The organism is Pseudarthrobacter sp. LT1 (assembly GCF_035621795.1).
Lineage (GTDB): Bacteria > Actinomycetota > Actinomycetes > Actinomycetales > Micrococcaceae > Arthrobacter.
Window position 1 is genome coordinate 481574 of the sequence record NZ_CP141830.1, and the last position, 18518, is coordinate 500091.

Genomic DNA, 18518 nt, shown 5'->3' on the forward strand with positions numbered 1-18518 from the left:
CCGGCCGGACAGCGGAACTGGCCCAAAGATGCTGGGTGCTCTGTTCGCCGGCCGGGATCACCGGAGGCCCCACAATCCATTCTGCGCATTACCGCGCCTGGGATGGATGCCCTCCGACAACTGAACACTGATTTAGCAAGCAAACGCTTTTGACCTGCGGCGGGAGAGCCCTGCCGGTACGTTCAGCAGGCGCCGTAGGAGCAAACCCTCCCCAGGAAACTCTCAGGCCCACGTACCGCCGCGGTGAGGCAACTCTGGAAAGCAGCCGGGCCGTGTCCTGGCTCACCGACGGTGCAAGCACGCCCATGCCGGCATGTGGAAACTCTCAGGTCCCAGACAGAGCGGGGAGGAAATCCAATCTTTGCGACACCCCGGGTGCCGCTCGAACGATGGAGTTCCTCAATGACGACCCATTCCCCGACGTCCCCCGGCGGCGGAGCCCCGCACCTGGAGCGGCAGCTCAGCAACCGCCACATCCAACTGATCGCCATCGGCGGTGCAATCGGCACCGGCCTGTTCATGGGCTCAGGCAAGACCATCTCGGCGGCCGGCCCCTCGGTGATCTTCGTGTACATGATCATCGGCTTCATGCTGTTCTTCGTCATGCGTGCCATGGGTGAACTGCTGCTCAGCAACCTCAACTACAAGTCCTTCAGCGACTTTGCCGCTGACCTGCTGGGTCCATGGGCCGGCTTCTTCACAGGCTGGACCTACTGGTTCTGCTGGGTCATCACCGGCATTGCCGACGTCATCGCCATCGCGGGCTACTCCAAAGAGCTGTGGCCCGGACTGCCCCTCTGGATTCCCGGCCTGGCCACCGTGGCCATCCTGCTCCTGCTGAACCTCACCACCGTGAAGGCGTTCGGCGAAACGGAGTTCTGGTTCGCACTCATCAAGATCATTGCCATTGCTGCCCTGATCATCGTTGGCCTGTTCATGATCTTCACCGGTTTCCAGTCCGACGCCGGCCCTGCCACCTTCACCAACCTGTGGAGCCAAGGCGGATTCTTCCCGAACGAGTTCATGGGCTTCGTGGCCGGCTTCCAGATCGCCGTTTTCGCGTTCGTGGGCATCGAACTGGTGGGCACCACCGCCGCCGAGGCCAAGAACCCGGAGCGGAACCTTCCCAAGGCCATCAACTCCATCCCCATCCGCGTGCTCCTCTTCTACGTGGGCGCCCTCATCATCCTGATGGCCGTCACCCCCTGGACCGAGTTCAGGGCCGGTCACAGCCCCTTCATCGCCATGTTCTCCCTGGCAGGCCTGGGCGCCGCGGCCACCGTGGTCAATCTCGTGGTGCTGAGCTCCGCGATGTCCTCCGCGAACTCCGGCATCTACTCGACGTCCCGCATGGTCTTCGGCCTTGCCCAGGAAGGCGACGCACCCGACGTCTTTGGCAAACTGTCCCGGCGGAAGGTGCCCCAGAACGCACTGTTCCTCTCCTGCGTGCTGCTGCTGTCCGGCGTCGTCCTCATGTATGCGGGCCAGGACGTGGGCAAGGCCTTCGACATGGTGACCACGGTCTCCGCCGTCTGCTTCGTCTTTGTCTGGTCCATCATCCTGGCCAGCTACGTCGCCTTCCGCCGCCGCCGGCCGCACCTGCATGAAGCATCCAAGTTCAAGATGCCCGGCGGTGTTGCCATGGTCTGGGTGGTCTTCGCCTTCTTCGCCTTCGTGATCTGGACCCTCACCACCCAGCCGGACACCCTGGTTGCCCTGCTGGCCACCCCGGTGTGGTTCATCCTGCTGGGCGCCGCATGGTTCGTCCTCCGCCGCCGGCCCGCACACCAGGCCCGTTTCGCCACGTTCCAGGCTGAACTGCAGGCAGACCAGGACTTCACCGACGCCGCATCCGGCAAGGCTGTCCGTACGGGTGCCGCCGCAGAAGCGGGGGAAGCGCGGGTCAAACGGTGATCGCCGCGGAGGCCCGCGTGTCCGAGCTGAGCGCATCCGAACCTGGGACTTCTGAAGCCGGCCAGCGGCAGGCTGTGGCAGCCCACGAAACGGGCCGGGAATTCGTGCTGACGTTCCATTGCCCGGATGCCCTTGGCATTGTCCAGGCGGTGGCGGCATACCTGCTGGAACAGGAATGCTACATCGTGGACATCAAGCAGTTCGGCGACAGGGCAAGCGGCCGGTTCTTCATGCGAATCCACGTCACCTCGCGGGTTGAGCTGGACCTTGGCCGCCTCCGGGCCGGTTTCGGTCAGGTGGCCCAGGAGTGGCAGATGGACTGGCGCCTGGAACGCCACGGACGCAAGCAGCCCATCCTGGTGATGGTCTCAAAGTACGAGCACTGCCTCAACGACCTCCTGTTCCGCGCCCGGAGTGGTGAGTTGCCCGTGGAGATCGCCGCCGTGGTGTCCAATCACCCGGACCTGGAACCGCTTGCGGCGTGGCACGGCGTTCCGTTCCACCACATCCCTGTGACGCCGGAAACCAAGGCCGATGCCGAGGAGCGGCTGCTGGGCCTGGTGGACCACTACGCTGTGGAGCTGGTGGTGCTGGCCCGCTACATGCAGGTGCTCAGCGACGGGGCCACCACCCGCCTCAGTGGCAAGGCCATCAACATCCACCACTCATTCCTGCCCAGCTTCAAGGGTGCCAAGCCCTACCACCAGGCCTACGAGCGGGGCGTCAAAACGGTGGGCGCCACAGCCCACTACGTCAACTCGGAGCTGGACGAGGGGCCCATCATCTCCCAGCAGGTCATCGAGGTGGACCACACGTACTCCGCCTCGGACCTGGTCACGGTTGGCCGCGACGCCGAATGCAAGGCGCTCACGAATGCCGTCCGCTGGCACGCTGAAGGGCGGATAGTCCTCTCCGGCAACCGGACGGTCATCCTGCGCTAGTTGCCGGCCCATCCACGCGGCCGGCGCCCGCACTCCCTCCAGCCGGAGGGGCAGGTGCCGGCCGCCGTGGCACCACATCTGAATACAGCCTTTCGAGCTGTGGCGGGAGAGTTCTCCCGGCCATCACCGGGCAGGCGCCGTAGGAGCAAATCCTCCCCAGGAATCTCTCAGGCCCATGTACCGTCACGGCGAGGCGACTCTGGAAAGCAGTGCTGCTCCGGCAGCACTCACCGACGGTGCAAGCAAGCCCTGATGGGTCTGCGGAATCTCTCAGGTCCAATACAGAGCGGGGAGGGACCCGATCCATGCCGTGCCACCCGTGGCCGGCCAAACCTGGAGTTCCTCATGACGATTCAATCCCTCATGGCAACAGCCGCAGCATCGATTCCCGCGGAAGGACAGGCCGGCAAGTCCGGTGCGGTACTGCCTGTCCGGATGCAGGTCATTCCCTCGGAGGGTATTGCCGCCCGCATCCAGGCCGCCGTACCCGCTGGGACACAGCTGACGGTGACGTGCCTGCCCCGCCGGGGTGTGGGACCCACCATCCGGACGGCCATCGCGCTTGCCTACCTTGGCTTCGAGGTTGTCCCGCACCTGGCCGCACGAAGCATCGAAAGCCGTGAGCAACTGGCCGGCGTGCTCCGGAACTGCCACGACGCCGGCATCACCGAAGTCTTCGCCGTCGGCGGTGACGCGGGGGAGCCTGCCGGTCCCTATGACAGCAGCCTTCCATTGCTGGAGGACCTCGCGGAGGTTTCCGGCGGACGGATCCGGGCCGGGGTGGCGGGTTACCCTGAGGGGCACCCGGACCACAGTGAACTGCACATGCTCGATGCCCTGCTGGAAAAGCAGCATCTGGCATCGTCAGTGGTGACGCAACTGTGCTTTTCGGCGCCCCGGATCCAGTGGTACGCCCAAACCCTGCGCCGGGAAGGGGTGCGCCTGCCTGTCTGGGCTGGGGTGCCCGGCGCTGTTCCGCGGGCCGAGTTGATTTCCCTTGCGACCAGGATCGGTGTGGGCCCATCCCTCAAACTGCTGAACCGCAGGGGCCCGCTTGGCCGCCGCCTGCTCCGGGGCGGCCACTACTCGCCCGAGTCCATCGTGGCGGAACTGCAGCGCGGCGGGGCAGTGGAAGGTATCCACCTTTACACGTTCAACAACCTGGCCGGTCCCGCCAGATAGAAGGCCGGGGGCCGGGGTGGCATGTGACGCGGATCGGAAAGTTCAGCATGCTTAGTGTTTGTCCACATAGGATGGATAAGCACGGCAGCCTACCCGCTGCAGGTCGATTTGAATGAAGGTGACCATGGCCAGGCGCAGCAATCCCGCAGTACGAATCGCACAGGAAACCGCCCACAACGCAATGTTCGATGCCGACGGCAAACCCAAGCCCGGTGTCCACAACATGCTGCTGAAGGCAGTGCAGATCCAGCGGCCCCTGGTGGTGGCCTACATCCGCCGGCTCCAGAAGAAGCATCCGCGGGCCACCGCCGCCCAGTTGGCCGCCATCGCAGAGCGTGACTACCTGCGCGCAGTGGCCGGTGGGGGCGCCCTGGTGGGAGCCACCGCCGTCGTCCCTGGTGTTGGAACCGTGGCGTCGCTGGGACTTTCCGCAGCCGCAACCGTCGGCTTCCTGGAGGCGACGGCCCTCTACGCGACCTCGCTGGCAGAGCTCCACGGCATCCGCCTCACCAATCCCGAGAAGGCCGGCACCATGGTCATGGCCATCATGCTTGGTGAGGAAGGCACCGCCCTGCTGGGAACGCTCAGCGGCCAGGCGGCCGGCGGCGCCAAGCCCGCCGACGTCTGGGGAAACATGCTGTCCAAGTCCTCGATGCCTGGATTCGGCAGCGTCCGGAAGAGTATCCAGCACGCCTTCCTGAAGAACCTGCTCAAACGGCAGGGCACTGCGCTGTTCGGCCGGGCCCTCCCCTTCGGCATAGGGGCAGTTGTGGGCGGAGCCGGTAACCTCGTGATGGGCCGTGCCGTGGCGCAGAACGCCAGGGAGGCGTTCGGACCCATGCCGGACACCATTCCCGGGGAGCTGACCGCCGCTGCCGGGCCGGACAACCTGACCCTGGAAGGCAACACACTTGGATCTCAACGCTGATGTAGGCCAATCATTCGGCTCCTGGACCGCGGGAGGCGATCCGGCGATGTTTCAGCTGGCCACCAGCGTCAACGTAGCGTGCGGCCTCCACGCAGGCGATCCCGTCACCATGCTGGACAGCTGCCGGGCGGCTTACGAACTTGACGTCACCGTGGGTGCGCACCTTGGCTACCGCGATATGGCCGGTTTTGGCCGGCGCTCGCTGGACATGAGTTTTGATGAGCTATTCGGCGACGTGCTGTACCAGCTGGGCGCGCTCGACGGCGTCGCACATGCCGTGGGTGCCTCGGTGGACTTCGTGAAGCCACACGGTGCGCTGTATGACACGCTGATCCATGATGCCGAGCAGGCCGCCGCCCTGGTTGCGGCCGTGAACGCCTACGATCCCGGACTTCCCATCCTGGGCTTCCCGGGCTCGGAGCTGCTGAAGCAGGCCAAGGAAGCCGGCCACCCCGTATTCACCGAGGCCTTCGCCGACCGCGCCTACTACGCCGACGGCACCCTTGTGCCGCTTTCCAGGGAAGACGCCACGCTGCACGACGTCGACACTATCGTTGAGCGGGCCGTTCGCCTGGCCACGAAAGGCGAAGTGGTGGCCATCGACGGGTCCATCGTCACCGTCCAGCCGGACTCCCTGCGACTGCAGGGCGGCAGCCCCCGCGCCGTGGAGACGGCGGCAAACATTCGGGCAGGTCTTGAAGCCGCAGGCGTGGAGCTGGAGGCCTTCGCATAGGACCCAGCCGTTTTGAAGCTGGATTGGCATACCCGTTGGCGTACCAACGGCGTGGCAGGCCGGCTTCACGGTGACAGGGCGTATGGCTCGGCGTGCAATTCGGCCCAGAGTGGATCGTTGGCCGGCAGGTCGTTGAGGTCCACGTATCTGGCGTCGTCGGGTTCCCACTGCGGGAGGTCTTCGAGGTGCGCGTCGAGGCACCGGCATTCACGGGGCACGGCCCATTGGAGTCGTGGTGGCCAGCTTCCTGGTGGCCAGTGGGTTGGTTCTGTGTCCTGGTGTTCGGCGTTGTAGTGGCGTCCGGTGGGTGAGGTCCAGCCGGGCGCATTGTTTTCGGTTGCGGGGTGGGGTGTCCATTGGCTGTGGTGCTTGAGCCGGTGGTGTTTGGGGCACTGACATTTGAGCCCGCCCCCTGCCCAATCCGCCAGGCCGTCAACGCCACCCGCGGCCAAAGGTGCTTTGACCCTAAAAAGCGCGTGCCGCCGTCGTACGCATTCCCGCTGCGCAGGTCCCTTCCCGCACCCCTAATACCTGTCGCGAAAAGGAATGTGCGCAGCGAAAAAATCTACCCGCAGCGAAAAGCCCCGAGCGACTTACCCAAAAATCAGCTGCGCTACCGTAAAAATCGCCAGCCCGGCGAGGGACCCCACCACAGTTCCGTTGATGCGGATGAACTGCAGGTCCTTGCCTACCTGGAGCTCAATCTTCTGCGAGGTTTCCTCGGCATCCCAGCGCGCCACGGTGTCCGTGATGACTCCGGCGATGTCCGAACGGTAGGTCCGGACCAGGTACCCCGCGGCGTCGCCGATCCAGGCGTTGACCTTGCCGGCCAGTTCCGGATCCTGCACCAGGCGCGAGCCAAAATCGCGCACCGCTGCCTTGAACTTGATGGTGAGCTCACTGTCCGGATCGTCCACGGCACCCAGCAGCGCGTTCTTGACCGTGCCCCAGGTCCGGGACGCGAGCTCGCGGACTTCGGGGTCACCCAGCACCTGCGCCTTGATGTCCTCTGCGCGGGCAATCATCGCCGGATCATGCTGCAGGTCCTGCGCAAGGTCGTTCAGGTACTTGTCGATTGACTGCCGCACCTGATGGCGGGGGTCGGCCTGGACCGCGCGCACGAACTTGAGGATTTCGAGGTAGACCTTGTCGCCCACCAGGCCGTCCACGAACTGCGGAACCCAGGTGGGGGAGCGGTCGGACACCAGGCGGGTCACGGTCTCGTGGTTGTCATCCACCCAGTCCGCGGCACGGTCCACCAACAGGTCCACCAGCGTGTGGTGGTGCCCGTCGTGGAAAACCCGCTCCGCCAGCCTGCCCACCGGAGGCCCCCACGGCGGAGCAAGCAGGTGCTTGCGAACCATGCCCTCGATGACGGCCTGGACGTCGTCGTCATTCAAAACCTTGAAAGCGCCGCGGATCACCGCAGCCCCTTCCCTGGCCACACGGTCGGCGCCACCGGGGGTTGCCAGCCATTCGCCGGCGCGGCGGGCGATATTGACGCTGGCCAGCTTGTCCTGGACCACCTGTTCGGAGAGGAAATTGGTCTCCACGAACTCACCGAGGGAGGCGCCAATCTGGTCCTTGCGGCGCGGAATGATCGCTGTGTGCGGGATCTTGATGCCCATGGGGTACTTGAACAGCGCCGTCACGGCGAACCAGTCGGCCAGCGCGCCCACCATGCCACCCTCGGCGGCCGCACGCACGTACTGCAGCCAGGGATAGTCCTTCTGCAGCGCGAACGCGAAGACAAAGATTACGGCCATGGCGATCAGCAGGCTCAGCGCCAGCAGCTTCATTTTCCGCAGCGCTGCCGCCTTTTCGGCGTCGCCGGCACCAAGCTGGCGGCTTACGACGGCGGCACCCACCTTGCTGCCCGGCGGCACCCCCCGCGCTGCCTCCGCGGGCGCTTCCTGCGTGGTTGGCCCAGTAGTTGCCTCAGAGTTCACCTGCATGTGCCAAGCCTAGCCCCGAAGGCGGGGGCCGGTCGGCTACCGTGTGTCCATGACAATTGACGAGTCAGTGCCGCAGCGGCCGCTGGTCTTTGCCCACCGCGGTTCCAGCGGCACGTATGCCGAACACACCCGCGCCGCTTACCTGCAGGCTCTGGCTGACGGGGCGGATGGGGTGGAGTGCGATGTCCACCTGACCCGGGACCAGCACGTGGTCCTGCTCCACGACGCCAACCTGGACCGCACGTCGGACGGAACGGGCCCGGTGGCTGAGCGGACGCTGGAGGAGTTGCGCCAGCTGGACTTCTCGTCCTGGAAAGGCGTCCGCATTCCCGAAACCTACGGGGCGCGCTCCGAGCAGCTCCTTACCCTTCCGGAATTGCTGGACGTCCTGCGCGGGGCGGGCCGTCCGGTGAAACTCGCCATCGAGCTCAAGCATCCCAGCCCCTACCAGCTGAAGCTGGAGGACCGGGTCCTGGAAGTACTCCGCAGCGAGGGCTGGGACCCGCAAAGCTCCACCGTGGACAACATCGCCGTGACGTTCATGAGTTTCAGTCCCGATTCGGTCCGGCACTTGCTCCTGACCATCCCGCCGCAGTACATCTGCCAGCTCGTGGACGACCTCACCATCCACGAGATCCGTGGCGGGCTGGGGGTAGGGCCAATCACCGGCGGCGCCATTGCCAACCTGATGAAGGCCACCCAGCTGGAGGGCGAACGGATCCTGGATGACCGGGAGGTGGGGATGGCCGGGCCGGGCATCGATTACGTCCGTGAGCGCCCCGGCACCGTCCGGCGCTGGCTGGACTCCGGCCGCCGCTTCAGGGTGTGGACCGTGGACTCGCCGGAGGACGTGGCCTTCTGCCAGGAGCTGGGCATCCAGGAGATCACCACCAACGTGCCGGCCCGCGTCCTTGAACAGCTGCACGTGGCCACGCCGCAGGGCAAGTAGAGCTGGCATGGATGCCGTCGGCAGGTATTCAGTGCCCCGGTGGTGGGCCGGGCCCCTCGACGTCGAAGGCCTGGCGCTGCAGTCCGTGGAAGCAGCCGCGGAAGCCCTGAACCTGTACACGCGGACGCCTGGCCGGTACAGCACAACTCCTGTGCTCACGGCGGCTGCCTTCGATTCCTTCGGGCACCTGCGGATTGCGGGGCGCAAGCCGCAGGGTTTCGCGCCCCTGTCCGGATTCCGGAAGACTGCCGACGGCTGGATCCGGTTGCACGCAAACTACCCGCACCACGAGCAGCGGCTCATGCAGGCGTTGGGTGCCACCTCCACGGAAGGCGTGGAAAGGGAGCTGCAGTCGATGGCCGCGCTCGAGGCTGAGGCTGCCATCCAGCGGCACGGCGGAATTGCCGCGGCTGTCCGGACACGCGGTGAATGGCTTTCGACGGCCATGGGCCATGCGGCCGGTTCAGGGCCTTGGGTCGCTGTGGAGCATGCCGACGGCACAACCAGTGGCTTCGGACTGCAGGATGTCGGGGCGGCCACAGACGCCGGCACCAGCCCTGGCACCGTGTCCGGCACCGGCACCGGCGTCGGAGACCGTGCCGACGGCCTGCCCCTGGCCGGGGTGCGGGTCCTGGACCTGACGCGGGTCATCGCAGGGCCGGTCGCCACCCGGCTGCTGGCCGCGCTCGGAGCAGACGTCCTGCGGATCGACCCGCCCGCCTTTCCCGAGATCGAAGACCAGTTCGTGGACACGGCCTTTGGCAAGCGCAGCGCAGTACTCGACCTGGGGCACGCGGCAAACCGGCAGAACTTCCAGCAGCTCCTGGCCGGCGCAGATGCCGTGGTGACCGGCTACCGGCACGGCGCCCTGGACCGCTTCGGGCTCAACCCGCGGGAACTGCTGGCAGCACACCCGGGACTGGTGGTGGTCACGTTGGACAGCTGGGGCGGCAGTGGGCCGTGGAACGGGCTGCGCGGCTTCGACAGCATTGTCCAGGCCGCCAGTGGAATTGCGCACCTCTACGGCCAAGAGGACGACGACGACGGGTGGCGCCCGGGTGCCCTTCCGGTGCAGGCGCTGGACCATGCCACCGGCTACGGGGTGGCTGCGGCTGCAGTCCGTCTTCTGGCCGCGCGCCGCCGGACAGGGTTGGGCGGTGCGGCCCACCTGTCGCTGGCCCGCACCGCGGAGGAACTGTTTTCCCTGACCGGTACGGAAGGCAAAGCTGGCATCGAAAACCAGGCCGGCATCGAAAATCAGACCACCACAGCAAGCCCTGCGGAACTCCCATCGCCCGAATACCGGTCTGTGGACAGCAGTTTCGGGGAGTTGCGGTACGTTGGGCCGCCGCTGCTCGACGCAGGGCGGCCGCTGGATTATCAGTCCCCGCCACCAGCGTATGGAAGCTCGCCGCCCGCCTGGCCGTGATGCTTGCTGCACCGGGCTGTGAAGCTACGCAGCCCCGCCGTCCTGCCGGCTGCCGGGTTTCTGGGCGGTGCTTAGGCTGTGATTGAGTGGTTCCATGTCTTCTCCCAGGTCCGGCCCCGCTGCTAAGGGCCTGTCCGCTCTGTCCCCATCCAATCCCGGTGCGGCCCTGCAGCACCTGTCCGCTGCTGCCATGGGGGCGCTTCTGCTGGCCAACGCCGGCAAGCATTTCCGGGATCCCGGCTTCTACCGTGACGTCGTTCCGGGATACCTCTGCCGGCAGGATCCGGCGCCTGACCCGAACGCAGGCGATACCAGCCAAGGCAGTCCAACCCCTGGCATGCCAACCGAGGCCAGTCCAATCCAAAGCAGCCCGCCCCTAAGCAGCACGGGCGCAGGCGCCGCAGCCCAGCATCCGTGGGCCCTCCTGTCCCGGGAAGAGTGGATCGCGGTGAGTGGCCTGCTGGAGCTCGCAGCCGCCGTCGGAATTCTCCTGCCGCCCACCCGGAAGCTGACAGCCACTGCCATCACGGCGATGTTCACAGCCTTCCTGGCCGGGCACGTCGATGCCCTCGTGAGGGCGTACGGACCACAGGGCACACCCCGCCGCCGGAAGATCCACGCCGTGCGGCTTCCGCTCCAGGCACCCCTGATCCTGTGGGCCTGGAGCCTCCGGACACGTGCACTGCCTGCCCGTAAGCCCGGAGGCCAGGGGTGAAGCTGCTGGCATCGCCGGCAGTCAGGGTGGGTATCTCCATCAGTATTGCCACCGGGCTGTACGGCGTGTCCTTCGGGGCACTCGCGGTGACGTCCGGGCTCAACTTCTGGCAGACCATGGTGTTGAGCCTGCTCCTCTTCAGCGGCGGTTCACAGTTCGCGTTCATCGGGGTGGTGGCAGGCGGCGGCTCCGGCCTCGCGGCCATGAGCGCAGCCACCCTCCTGGGCATGCGCAATGGCATCTATGGCATGCAGCTGAACGCGCTGCTCCGCCCCACGGGCTGGCGCAAGTACGTCGGGGCGCAGCTCACCATCGACGAATCCACTGCCACCAGCACGGGCCAGACAGACCCGGCCGAACAGCAGCGCGGGTTCTGGACCGCCGGAATTGGCGTCTACGTGCTCTGGAACCTCTTCACCGCTGTGGGTGCTCTGGCCGGAAGCGGGCTGGGCGATCCCAAGCAATGGGGGCTGGACGGGGCTGCCGTCGCCGCCTTCCTGGCGCTGCTCTGGCCCCGGCTCAAGGGCCGGGAGCCAATCGCCATCGCGGTGGTGTGTGCGGTGGCGACCGTAGTTGCTGTTCCCTTCGTGCCTCCCGGCGTTCCCATCCTGGTAGCCGCGGTAGTGGCCGCGCTGGTGGGCTGGTTCAGCCATGGCCGCCGCGACGAAGGCCTCGAACCCGACGTCGAGCCCTACGGCACGCACGGCCACGGCCAGCACCAGGACCGCCACGGCAAGCACCAGGACCGCAGAAGCGGCACGGACCCGGAGGCACGCGCATGACTCTGTGGATCTGGCTGCTTATTGCCTGCGTCCTTGCCTACGCATGGAAGCTGGTGGGCTACTTTGTTCCCGCCAAATTCCTTGAGGACCCCCGCACCTCACGCGTCGCAGGAACCATGACTATCGGCCTGCTGGCCTCGCTGACAGTGGTGAACGCGGTGGTGTCGGGCCAGGCGCTCGCCGCAGATGCCCGGCTGGGAGCGCTGGCCGCCGCCGCGATCGCCCTGGTACTCCGGGCACCGTTCCTTGTGGTGGTGATCGCCGGAGCCGGCACGGCGGCACTGTTGAGGATCCTGGGCTGGAACTGATCCCCTAATTGATGGTCAAAGTGGTGATCCAGGTCACTTTATTGGGCGTGTGCCGGTTGTACTATGGGATCGGCTTATGCAGTTGGCCATGGAATTTCCTATTGAACGGCAACCATGGAAAATCAGCTGCACCCTGCGGGCGGCTTAGCGGGCAGGCTTCGCCATAAAAACGCCCGACGGCGGGCAGGCCTTCCTGCCAAACGCTTCTTCAAGCGCTTTTCCGGACTTTCGGACGTCCCGGAAGAGGACCTGGAACTTCTCTCCCAAAGACTTCGGGAGGCACTCGACCTGGATCCGTCGTCGTCCGTGCCTGCCCTTCAAGCCTTGGTGCGCCGGGAGATCTGCAAGCGGGCGGACACAGGCAGCTCGTAGCGGCTCCCCATTCCGGGTGCCATCTGTGATGGACTGGAAGAGAGGCAGCCCACACCCAGGCGGCCACCAAAGGAGGAATCGAGATGGACGACGAGTCACGGCCTGTTGAGCCGCAGGACGGCCACGGCACCGATGAGACCGGCAAGGACGCCAGGGGAGAACACGGCACCGGGGTGCCGGCCGGGGAACAGTCCGCAAAGTCGCGGGCAGCCTATCTTGACCCGCGCGGTTCGGAGTCAACCCGCGAGCTGCGCGATACCGCCAGGAGGCGCCGGGACGCGGAAGAAAAACTCCAACAACACCTGATGGAAGCGAAGGACCACGTTCCCAACGAGTTCCATGAACATCCCGGACACGGCTACGTGGGACACGGACACGAAGGACATGAGCACCCGGCCCATGAGCCGTCCGGTCATGAGACGCCAGACCAGGAACAGCCCGGCCAGGAGCAGGACAGCCGCACCGGCGAAAAGGGCGCGGACAAGCCCTGATCAGCAGTGGAGTCCCTGGCCGGCTGGCCCCCTGCCTGCGGCGGCCGCCACAGACTTTCGGCCGCCGGACCCCTGGCTGCCGGTCGGCGTTGACCGGCAGCCAGGAGCTGGAACAAGCGGTGGTTTAAGCTACGCCGTGGGCAGCGCCGTCAGGTGACACGGACCTGCGGCACGTTTCCTCCACGCCCATCTCGTACCAGACCTGCGCGCCAAACTCGGGTTCAGGGGTATCCAGGTTCTGGTACAGGGCATCAAGCAGTTCGACCAGCTCGCCGGCCGTCAGTGCAGGCAGGACTTCCTCCGGCCCGCGGGGATCGGTCAGGTAGTGGAGAAGCTTTGAGTGGTTCATTGCAGTGCGGCCGTGGCGTGGGGGACAGGCGCGAAGTGCATGGGGTAGCTCCAACGTGGAAGTGCCGAGGCTGACTGCCTAACCCCAATTCAGAGTGTATTGCACGTACTTACTGGTAACAATGGAGTTGGCCCACAACGCATCTGCCATCAGGAAATTGCCGTCATCGAACAGCCGTCAACGAATTACGGCAGCCGGCGGCGGCACGGCTTACTCCGGCAGCGGTCCGGCCTGGCCGGGCACTGTGGTGATGCCCGGGGCCGGCGGCACGGGCACGAACACGGGGAGCGGGCGCGACGGCCGGACCGTGCGGATGGCGTCCTCCACCAGCGCCAGCGGGCGGCGCCATGCATCAGAACCGGGTTCCATGGTGTCCACCACGCCGATCAGCATGGCCAGCAGCCGGAACATGTCCGTCATGGAAATGTCAGTGCGCAGGCTTCCCTGGCCTTGGCCGCGCGCCAGTAGGATGCTCATGGATTCCATCAGGGAACCGGTGATTCCGGTGAGGAGTTCCCGCCGGCCGGCCACCGCACACAGCAGGTTGGCGTCGTCGCTCGCGGCCCCCATCAGGGCTTCAAGGACGCGCAACAGGCCTGCGGCGGCGTCAATATCGGCAAGGGCGCCGTCCATGACGGGGTCAACCGTGAGCCGGAGCTGCCGGTTGAGCGCGGCAAGCACCAGTTCTTCCTTGTCCGCGAAGTTGCGGAAGAGGGTTGCCGGGCCCACACCGGCGGTGGTTGCGATGGTCTGGAGCGGTACTTCCGGGCCGAACTCCCGGAAGCATTGGCGTGCAGCCGTGATGATCTTGTCCACGTTCCGCGCTGCGTCGGCACGGAGGGGTTTTCGGGCGACTGCGAGGCTCATGCCCAAAAGGGTAGCAACGGAGCCTCCGGCCAACACGGTTACTGCGGGGTAGGCGCTTATGTGACGGCGGGCCGCAGCCGTCACCGCCGCGCGTGTCCGGAGACGCATGGGAGACTGGGGAGCATGTTGCTTGCATTTTCTGTTGCTCCGTCAGGCGTTCCCAGCGAAGGTTCCAGGCCCAACGATGCGTCGGTGCACGACGCCGTTGCAGCCGCAGTGAAGATCGTCCGGGAGTCCGGGCTGCCCAACCAGACGGATTCCATGTTCACCACCATTGAAGGTGAGTGGGACGAAGTGTTCGACGTCGTAAAACGCGCCACCGAGGCCGTGGGGCGGTACGGCAGCCGTGTTTCGCTGGTGATCAAAGCAGACATCAGGCCCGGCTACAGCGGCGAGCTGACGGCGAAGGTTGACCGCCTGGAGAATGCCCTGGTGCAGGAGCCCTAAGCGTCTTACAAGGGGGCCGCATTGTCTGGACCCCCGGCACGCCGCGTGCCAAACTGTGGCAATGTTCGAGCACAAACCCCGGCCGGAATGGATTGCCACCGAGGAGTTCCTGTCGGAAACCGTGGTGCATCCGGACAGTGCCGTCCAACAGGCCATCCACGCCGCGGCGGAGGCCGGGATGCCCGCGATCGAGGTGGCGCCGAACGCGGGGAAGCTCCTGAAGCTCCTGGTCCAGCTGTCCGGTGCCCGGCGCATCCTGGAGATAGGGACGCTCGCTGGCTACAGCACCATCTGGATGGGCCGCGGCCTGCCCCCTAGCGGCACCCTGGTCACCTGCGAGTACCTGCCCCAGCATGCGGAAGTGGCGTGGGCCAATATTGATGCGGCCGGCCTGGGGGAACGGGTGGAGATCCGGCTGGGCCCTGCGCTGGAGACCTTGGCGGCCCTCGAGGAAGAGGAACGGGAGCCGTTCGACTTCATCTTCATCGACGCCGACAAGCAGAACAACAGCCGCTACCTGGACTGGGCCGTCAGGCTTGGCAGGCCCGGTGCCGCGGTGGTCCTGGACAACACCATCTGGGAAGGCGCGGTGCTGGACCCGGACATGGACCCCGTCAACGCGCCGGGGATCATCGATGCACTCAAGCTGCTGGGCGACCACCCCCGGCTGGACGCCACCGTGATCCAGACCGTCGGCTCCAAAGGCTGGGACGGGTTCGCCCTGGCGCGCATCCTCCCGCAAAACAGTAAGTAAGCTGTGGAGATGCGTCCGGTGCCCGCCGGACATCTCTCCTGGAGGACGTATTTGCAAGCGCCACTTACTCCTGTGCTCCTCAGTTCCGCCCCCGCTGAGCTCTCTCCGTGGGGTTCCCTTCTTGGGTCGTTCGCTGGTGCTGCGGGCAATGTGCCGGCCCTGCTGGCCTTCGCGGTCGAGGCCGGACGGACGTGGCCGCGGCCTGGTGAAGGACGCACCGCCGTGTTGTGGGAGCTCCTGGCCTCCGTGGCTGCCACCGACGTTGCCGCCGCCCGGGTGCTTGAGCCCCACCTCGACGCCGTCGCTATCCTCGCCCAGGCCGGCCAGGCGTTTCCGGCCTTTCATCCTGCGCCGGATGGTGCCGCGGAAGCTGCGTGGGGCGTGTTCGCCGCAGAGGCACCCAACGCCAGGCTTGAGGCGCGCTCCGGAAGTACCGGCATTGTGCTCACCGGAACCAAGCCTTGGTGTTCACTTGCCGGCCGGCTGGACTGCGCCGTCATCACCGCGCATACGGACGACGGCGGCAGGGCGGCTTTTGCCGTCAGCCTTCGCCACCCGGGCGTGGCATGTGAGGAACCGGAGTGGATTGCGCGCGGGCTCCGGGAGATCCCCAGCGGAAGCGTGCGCTTCGACCACGTGCCGGCGACGCCGGTGGGCGATACCGGCTGGTACCACAGCCGGCCCGGCTTTGCATGGGGCGGGATGGGCGTCGCCGCCTGCTGGCTGGGTGGAGCAGTGGGGGTGGCACGGGATTTCCGTGCCGGCCTGCTGGCGGGTGCGGATAACGGGCGGGAGCCGGACCAGCTGGCGCTAGCGGCATTGGGCGAGGTGGACCGGACCATCGCCGCCGTCCTGCAGTACCTTGCCCGGACGGCAGCCCGCATCGACGACGGCACCCTCGGTGCCGACGGGAACCAAAGCACCTGGAGCGAGGCCCAGCGCGTGCGCGGAACCGTTGCGGCCGCCGTCGAACGTGTCCTTCACCTGGTGGGTTCCCACCGGGGGCCCGAGCCACTCGCCTTTGATGAACCGTATGCCAAAAGGATGGCGGACCTGGCGCTGTATGTCCGGCAGCATCATGGCGCACGTGATGATGCCCAACTGGGCCGGCTGGCGCTCAAGGGGGACTGCCCGTGGTGACCTTTTCGCATACTGACCAGGGGACCGCCGAGGAAGCCTGGGCCCGGAGCGGACTGGCTGCTGTGCCGGAGCTGCCGCTCGACGCGGCCGAACTGGCGGCCATGCGCTTCGTGGTCCTGGCGGCCCATCCTGACGATGAAACTCTTGGCGCCGGGGGGCTCATGGCTTCGCTGGCGGCGCTGGGAGCCGAGGTCGAAGTCCTGCTGTGCACCGCGGGGGAGGGGTCGCACCCGGATTCGCCCACCACTACTGCCGGGCAGCTGGCCGCCGTCCGGCTGGCCGAGTTTTCCGCGGCCCTGGCCGCCCTGGGCCTGGCGGACCGGTGGACGTTCCTCGGATTGCCGGACCGTGGACTGGGCGGCCATGCGGAAGCGATCGCCACTGCTGTCCGGGACGCTGCACAGCGGCTGGCCGGCCCCCCGGACCGGCTGGTCCTGGTGGCGCCGTACCGGGCCGACGGTCACGGTGACCATGATGCCCTTGGTGCGGCAGCGGCAGAAGTGGCCCGGCGCGACGGCCACGCCCTCCTGGAGTACCCCATCTGGTTCTGGCACTGGGCCACCCCCCAGGACCAGGACTGGCAGCAATGGGTCCGCTTCCATCTGGACGACGCCGCGCGCAAGGCCAAGAAGCACGCCATGGAGGAGCACGCAACCCAGGTGCAGCCGCTGTCGCCTCTTCCCGGTGATGAAACGTTGCTCAGCGGGGCATTCCTGGAGCACTTCTCGCGTGGCTACGAGGTTTTCGCCTGGACGCCCGCCCCCACTTCGTCCGGACGGCCGCATTCCAGCAGTGACGCCGAACTGGTCTTCGACGGCGTCCATGGCGGTTCGGAGGATCCCTGGAACTACGGCACAAGCTGGTACGAGCGGCGCAAACGCGCGCTCAGCCTTGCAGCCCTGCCGGCTGAATCGTATGAGCGCGGCCTGGAAGTGGGCTGTTCCATCGGGACGCTGACGGCGGAACTGGCAACGCGTTGCCGCACCCTGCTGGCGGTGGACGCCAGCGGGACCGCAGTGCGCAGGGCCGGCCAACGGCTGGAAGGCATACCCGGGGTGCAGGTGGAGCAGCGGGTCCTGCCCGGATCCTGGCCCGTAGGAACATTCGACCTGGTAGTGGTTTCCGAAGTGGGTTACTACCTTGCCCCTGAAGAGCTGGCCCAGCTGTGGGACCGCGTGGAGGCCACCCTGGAACCGGGCGGAACCCTTCTCCTGTGCCACTGGCGGCATCCCATCACCGGCTGGGAGCTCGACGGGGACACCGTCCACACGCTGGCCCGGCAAAGACTGGGATGGCGGACGGCCGGGCTTTACCAGGAACGCGACTTCCTGCTGGAAGTCCTGGTCGTTCCGGGCGGGGCGACGGAATGATGCCGGCCGGTCCGGGGGACGATGCTTCAAGGCCGCCATCCGTCCAAAGCGCCAACAGCATCCAGCACGTTGCGGTCGTCATTCCGGCCCACAACGAGGAGCAGCACCTGGAACGGGCGCTCACTGCGGTCAGTTGCGCGGCAGACCGGGTCGAAGCGGAACTGCCGGAGGTTGCCGTGCAGGTGGTGGTTGTCCTGGACGGCTGCACGGACCGGTCCCCAGCGGTGGCCGCGCGGGCAGCTGCCGGGGATCCGCGGTACCTGCTCCTTCCCGTCAGCTTCGGGAGCGTGGGAAAAAGCCGGCAGGCCGGCGTCAGGGCCGCGCTGGAGAACTCAACCACGCGTACGCAGGCTGGCCGGGCAGCGGCGGCCCATTCCCTGCGGGGAATCTGGCTGGCCAACACAGATGCCGATTCCTGCGTGCCGCCACACTGGCTGGTGCGGCAACTGGAACTGGCTGCACTCGGCTTCGATGTTGTCCTTGGCACCGTGCAGCCGGACCCCCATGGCATGCACCACGAGCTGTTGGCCCGCTGGCATGCGCGGCACGCCGGCACCGAGGACCACTCCCATGTGTACGGTGCCAACCTTGGAGTCCGTGCCTCTTCCTACCTCGCTGCAGGTGGTTTCCCCGGCGTCGATTTCGATGAAGACCAGGCGCTGGTCCACAGGCTTCGAGACAGCGGCGCGGGCATCGTTGCCACCGACACCACGAGGGTCCTCACATCAGGACGGACGGCGGGACGGGCGCCGCACGGGTTCGCCGCGTATCTCCTGGCCCTGGCGCAGCCATAGGGCCGGGCGGAGTCACAGCAGCGGCACCTGACCCAAGAGCTGCCGGGGCATGGAAAAGGGCTGCTGCCGTACGGCAACAGCCCTTCGTTCCGGGACTT

General features: G+C 66.7%; 20 protein-coding genes and 2 riboswitches. Of the genes, 16 read left to right on the plus strand and 4 right to left on the minus strand.

Annotation, left to right across the window (positions count from 1 at the left end):
* The first annotated feature begins 150 nt into the window (after positions 1–150).
* A riboswitch (glycine riboswitch) is annotated at positions 151–248 on the plus strand.
* A gap of 154 nt (positions 249–402) precedes the next feature.
* The 5 genes from cycA to VIK36_RS02350 all read left to right on the plus strand — a co-directional run bounded on the left by cycA (position 403) and on the right by VIK36_RS02350 (position 5698).
* Positions 403–1914 (plus strand): D-serine/D-alanine/glycine transporter, encoded by a 1512-nt coding sequence (cycA, locus tag VIK36_RS02330; RefSeq protein ID WP_324643930.1) that lies wholly within the window; start codon positions 403–405, stop codon positions 1912–1914.
* Positions 1915–1988: 74 nt separating this feature from the next.
* Positions 1989–2855: a formyltetrahydrofolate deformylase gene (gene purU / locus VIK36_RS02335; protein WP_324645202.1), complete on the plus strand. Its 867-nt coding sequence runs from the start codon at positions 1989–1991 to the stop codon at positions 2853–2855.
* 93 nt (positions 2856–2948) lie between these two features.
* Positions 2949–3048: riboswitch (glycine riboswitch) on the plus strand.
* A gap of 152 nt (positions 3049–3200) precedes the next feature.
* Positions 3201–4037: a methylenetetrahydrofolate reductase gene (locus tag VIK36_RS02340; RefSeq protein ID WP_324643931.1), complete on the plus strand. Its 837-nt coding sequence runs from the start codon at positions 3201–3203 to the stop codon at positions 4035–4037.
* 124 nt (positions 4038–4161) lie between these two features.
* Positions 4162–4965, plus strand: coding sequence for a hypothetical protein (locus tag VIK36_RS02345; protein ID WP_255174214.1), 804 nt, complete (start codon positions 4162–4164; stop codon positions 4963–4965).
* On the plus strand, positions 4949–5698 hold the full coding sequence (locus tag VIK36_RS02350) for a LamB/YcsF family protein (RefSeq protein ID WP_255174215.1): 750 nt from the start codon (positions 4949–4951) through the stop codon (positions 5696–5698). Before VIK36_RS02345 ends, VIK36_RS02350 begins: the two co-directional genes overlap by 17 nt.
* Before the next feature lie 65 nt (positions 5699–5763).
* Here VIK36_RS02350 and VIK36_RS02355 read toward each other — a convergent pair whose 3' ends face one another.
* Both VIK36_RS02355 and VIK36_RS02360 read right to left on the minus strand, forming a co-directional pair.
* Entirely contained in the window at positions 5764–5916 is a 153-nt protein-coding gene (locus tag VIK36_RS02355) for a hypothetical protein (protein WP_324643932.1), read from the minus strand.
* Between the two features lie 375 nt (positions 5917–6291).
* Positions 6292–7653, minus strand: a complete 1362-nt coding sequence (locus VIK36_RS02360; RefSeq protein WP_324643933.1) for a DUF445 domain-containing protein — start codon at positions 7651–7653, stop codon at positions 6292–6294.
* Positions 7654–7702: 49 nt separating this feature from the next.
* Between VIK36_RS02360 and VIK36_RS02365 the strand changes: the two genes are divergently transcribed.
* From VIK36_RS02365 to VIK36_RS02390, 6 genes are all read left to right on the plus strand, one after another.
* Complete coding sequence (locus VIK36_RS02365) at positions 7703–8602, plus strand: glycerophosphodiester phosphodiesterase (RefSeq protein WP_255174218.1); 900 nt, start codon at positions 7703–7705, stop codon at positions 8600–8602.
* 7 nt (positions 8603–8609) lie between these two features.
* The gene (locus tag VIK36_RS02370) at positions 8610–10031 is read left to right on the plus strand and encodes a CoA transferase (RefSeq protein WP_324643934.1); all 1422 of its coding nucleotides are present in this window, start codon (positions 8610–8612) and stop codon (positions 10029–10031) included.
* A gap of 190 nt (positions 10032–10221) precedes the next feature.
* The gene (locus VIK36_RS02375) at positions 10222–10746 is read left to right on the plus strand and encodes a hypothetical protein (RefSeq protein ID WP_324645204.1); all 525 of its coding nucleotides are present in this window, start codon (positions 10222–10224) and stop codon (positions 10744–10746) included.
* The gene (locus VIK36_RS02380) at positions 10743–11528 is read left to right on the plus strand and encodes an AzlC family ABC transporter permease (RefSeq protein WP_324643935.1); all 786 of its coding nucleotides are present in this window, start codon (positions 10743–10745) and stop codon (positions 11526–11528) included. Before VIK36_RS02375 ends, VIK36_RS02380 begins: the two co-directional genes overlap by 4 nt.
* Positions 11525–11836, plus strand: coding sequence for an AzlD domain-containing protein (locus VIK36_RS02385; RefSeq protein ID WP_255174221.1), 312 nt, complete (start codon positions 11525–11527; stop codon positions 11834–11836). The genes VIK36_RS02380 and VIK36_RS02385 overlap by 4 nt, the downstream gene beginning before the upstream one ends.
* Positions 11837–12291: 455 nt before the next feature.
* Entirely contained in the window at positions 12292–12699 is a 408-nt protein-coding gene (locus tag VIK36_RS02390; RefSeq protein WP_324643936.1) for a hypothetical protein, read from the plus strand.
* Between the two features lie 124 nt (positions 12700–12823).
* Here VIK36_RS02390 and VIK36_RS02395 read toward each other — a convergent pair whose 3' ends face one another.
* Positions 12824–13048: a hypothetical protein gene (locus VIK36_RS02395; RefSeq protein ID WP_324643937.1), complete on the minus strand. Its 225-nt coding sequence runs from the start codon at positions 13046–13048 to the stop codon at positions 12824–12826.
* Positions 13049–13258: 210 nt separating this feature from the next.
* Positions 13259–13915, minus strand: coding sequence for a helix-turn-helix domain-containing protein (locus VIK36_RS02400; protein WP_324643938.1), 657 nt, complete (start codon positions 13913–13915; stop codon positions 13259–13261).
* Positions 13916–14038: 123 nt separating this feature from the next.
* Here VIK36_RS02400 and VIK36_RS02405 point away from each other — a divergent pair, with 123 nt between their 5' ends.
* The 5 genes from VIK36_RS02405 (at position 14039) to VIK36_RS02425 (ending at position 18420) form a co-directional block, all read left to right on the plus strand.
* Positions 14039–14362 carry a thiamine-binding protein gene (locus tag VIK36_RS02405; protein ID WP_159630320.1) on the plus strand — a complete coding sequence of 108 codons (324 nt, stop codon included), beginning with the start codon at positions 14039–14041 and terminating at the stop codon, positions 14360–14362.
* Between the two features lie 61 nt (positions 14363–14423).
* Entirely contained in the window at positions 14424–15116 is a 693-nt protein-coding gene (locus VIK36_RS02410) for an O-methyltransferase (RefSeq protein ID WP_324643939.1), read from the plus strand.
* A 9-nt stretch (positions 15117–15125) separates the two neighbouring features.
* Positions 15126–16256, plus strand: a complete 1131-nt coding sequence (locus tag VIK36_RS02415; RefSeq protein WP_324643940.1) for a hypothetical protein — start codon at positions 15126–15128, stop codon at positions 16254–16256.
* Entirely contained in the window at positions 16250–17626 is a 1377-nt protein-coding gene (locus tag VIK36_RS02420; protein ID WP_324643941.1) for a bifunctional PIG-L family deacetylase/class I SAM-dependent methyltransferase, read from the plus strand. The genes VIK36_RS02415 and VIK36_RS02420 overlap by 7 nt, the downstream gene beginning before the upstream one ends.
* Positions 17623–18420, plus strand: a complete 798-nt coding sequence (locus tag VIK36_RS02425; RefSeq protein ID WP_324643942.1) for a glycosyltransferase — start codon at positions 17623–17625, stop codon at positions 18418–18420. The genes VIK36_RS02420 and VIK36_RS02425 overlap by 4 nt, the downstream gene beginning before the upstream one ends.
* The last annotated feature ends 98 nt before the right edge of the window (positions 18421–18518 follow it).

Coding starts and splice junctions, on each gene's coding strand:
- VIK36_RS02425 (WP_324643942.1), top strand. CDS start 17,623: ATGATGCCGGCCGGTCCGGGGGACGATGCTTCAAGGCCGCCATCCGTC.
- VIK36_RS02410 (WP_324643939.1), top strand. CDS start 14,424: ATGTTCGAGCACAAACCCCGGCCGGAATGGATTGCCACCGAGGAGTTC.
- VIK36_RS02385 (WP_255174221.1), top strand. CDS start 11,525: ATGACTCTGTGGATCTGGCTGCTTATTGCCTGCGTCCTTGCCTACGCA.
- cycA (WP_324643930.1), top strand. CDS start 403: ATGACGACCCATTCCCCGACGTCCCCCGGCGGCGGAGCCCCGCACCTG.
- VIK36_RS02390 (WP_324643936.1), top strand. CDS start 12,292: ATGGACGACGAGTCACGGCCTGTTGAGCCGCAGGACGGCCACGGCACC.
- VIK36_RS02370 (WP_324643934.1), top strand. CDS start 8,610: ATGGATGCCGTCGGCAGGTATTCAGTGCCCCGGTGGTGGGCCGGGCCC.
- VIK36_RS02375 (WP_324645204.1), top strand. CDS start 10,222: ATGGGGGCGCTTCTGCTGGCCAACGCCGGCAAGCATTTCCGGGATCCC.
- VIK36_RS02345 (WP_255174214.1), top strand. CDS start 4,162: ATGGCCAGGCGCAGCAATCCCGCAGTACGAATCGCACAGGAAACCGCC.
- VIK36_RS02405 (WP_159630320.1), top strand. CDS start 14,039: ATGTTGCTTGCATTTTCTGTTGCTCCGTCAGGCGTTCCCAGCGAAGGT.
- VIK36_RS02365 (WP_255174218.1), top strand. CDS start 7,703: ATGACAATTGACGAGTCAGTGCCGCAGCGGCCGCTGGTCTTTGCCCAC.
- VIK36_RS02340 (WP_324643931.1), top strand. CDS start 3,201: ATGACGATTCAATCCCTCATGGCAACAGCCGCAGCATCGATTCCCGCG.
- VIK36_RS02400 (WP_324643938.1), bottom strand. CDS start 13,915: ATGAGCCTCGCAGTCGCCCGAAAACCCCTCCGTGCCGACGCAGCGCGG.
- VIK36_RS02395 (WP_324643937.1), bottom strand. CDS start 13,048: ATGAACCACTCAAAGCTTCTCCACTACCTGACCGATCCCCGCGGGCCG.
- VIK36_RS02415 (WP_324643940.1), top strand. CDS start 15,126: ATGCGTCCGGTGCCCGCCGGACATCTCTCCTGGAGGACGTATTTGCAA.
- VIK36_RS02360 (WP_324643933.1), bottom strand. CDS start 7,653: ATGCAGGTGAACTCTGAGGCAACTACTGGGCCAACCACGCAGGAAGCG.